1 protein-coding gene and 1 pseudogene are annotated in these 1,600 nt (G+C 60.7%); both read left to right on the plus strand.

All coding sequences use genetic code 11. The annotated features are described in order from the left end of the window. Window positions 1–77: 77 nt before the first annotated feature. Window positions 78–377 (plus strand): annotated as a pseudogene (tnpB, locus tag C5O22_RS13635) (IS66 family insertion sequence element accessory protein TnpB). Window positions 378–397: 20 nt separating this feature from the next. After that, on the plus strand, window positions 398–1,600 hold a 1,203-nt coding region (tnpC, locus tag C5O22_RS00030; RefSeq protein ID WP_132778899.1), incomplete at its 3' end, for an IS66 family transposase.

Genomic DNA, 1,600 nt, shown 5'->3' on the forward strand with positions numbered 1-1,600 from the left:
GCCCTGCGAGCGGTGGTTGGGATATGTGGTCTGAGGTAAGCCGGCTACGGATATACCTGAGGCCAGGGCCGACGGATATGCGGAAACAGGCCTACAGCCTTGCGGTTCTGGTGGAGCGGGAGTGGGAGGCGCCACTATTCAGCGGGGACCTGTTTCTCTTCTGTGGGAAGAGCAAACGGGTACTCAAAATCTTGTACTGAGACCGGAACGGCTTTTGCCTGTGGACCAAGCGGCTTGAACGGGGAAATTTCCCATGGCCACGGGAGCAGCGTGCCACCGAGCCTGTGGTACTGACGGAAGAAGAACTGGGGATGCTCCTTGAGGGGATAGATTTCTGGAAGCGATTTCCGGAGTTGCAGTACAGCCGACTCACGTAGGGGACAGGGAAAGCTGTTCAATGAGGCTGAACTCACAGCTCAAGACGAGATACAAAAGGCCCCTGAGGCTGCGCCGAAAGGACCGGCTATCACCACACACCGCCGAAAAGAAGGCCCCCGGCAGCGGCCGGCGACGGATTCGGGGAGATATCGAACGGATAGAGGTACTCCACGAGCTTGATGAAGCGGCGCGCGCCTGTCCGTGGTGTGCGAGCGAACGGCCCGTTATCGGAGAAGAGCGGAGCGAAGAGGTGGAGCTTATCCCTGCGAAGGTGGTGGTGAAGGTGCATGTGCGACGGAAATACGGCCCCTGCACCTGTGACGACTTCATCGGCCACGACGAACCGGCCATTGTCACCGCCCCGGCGCCAGCGAAGATAGCGAAGGGGAGCCAGTATGCCAACAGCACGGCGGCGTTCATCATCGTGAGTAAGTATGTGGATGGGCTGCCGTTGTATCGACAGGAAGGGGCACTCCAGCGGCTGGGACTTGAACTGGGACGGGGGACCATGGCCCGGATGATTCTGCGGGTAAGTGAGGAACTGGAGCCGCTGTGGCGTCGGATGAAGGAGGACCTGCGGTCGTCGCCGGTCCTGGGGATGGATGAGACGGTGACGCAGGTACTGCATGAGCCTGAGCGGCCTGCGACGAGTCAATCCCGGATGTGGGTTGCCCGGGGCTTCAAGGTGGGTCCTGGGTCGACGGATCCGCCCCGGCCCCTCATCTGGTTTGAATATGCCGACTCCCGTTCGGGGGATGTGGCGGCATCTATCATTGGAAACTTCTCAGGGTACCTGCAGACCGATGGGTACAGTGGCTACAATCGCATTGGCCGGCGGCCGGAAATTGTGCATGTGGGCTGCTGGGCTCATATTCGGCGGGAGTTCTATCGGCTCGTGAGTGAGCAGGGGCCCAGCTGTACTGCCGCCGAGATGGTACGCCTCATCCGAAAACTCTATCAGATTGAAAAGGACCTGCGCGCTCGTCTTGCTGCGGGGGACCTTTCCCGGGAGGTCTTTGTGGAGGAACGGAAGGCTGCGACCGCGCCGGTTTTTGAAGAGATTCGCTCGTGGCTTAACCACTGGGAGACGAAGGTACCGCCCCACAGTCCCCTGGGCTCTGCCATCGCCTATGCCCTGGGGCAGTATCGCCGGGCGATTCGGTATGTGGACCACTGGCTGCTTACCCCCGACAACAACCCGGTAGAGAACGCCATTCGCCCC

Source organism: Treponema sp. J25 (assembly GCF_004343725.1).
GTDB lineage: Bacteria > Spirochaetota > Spirochaetia > Treponematales > Breznakiellaceae > J25.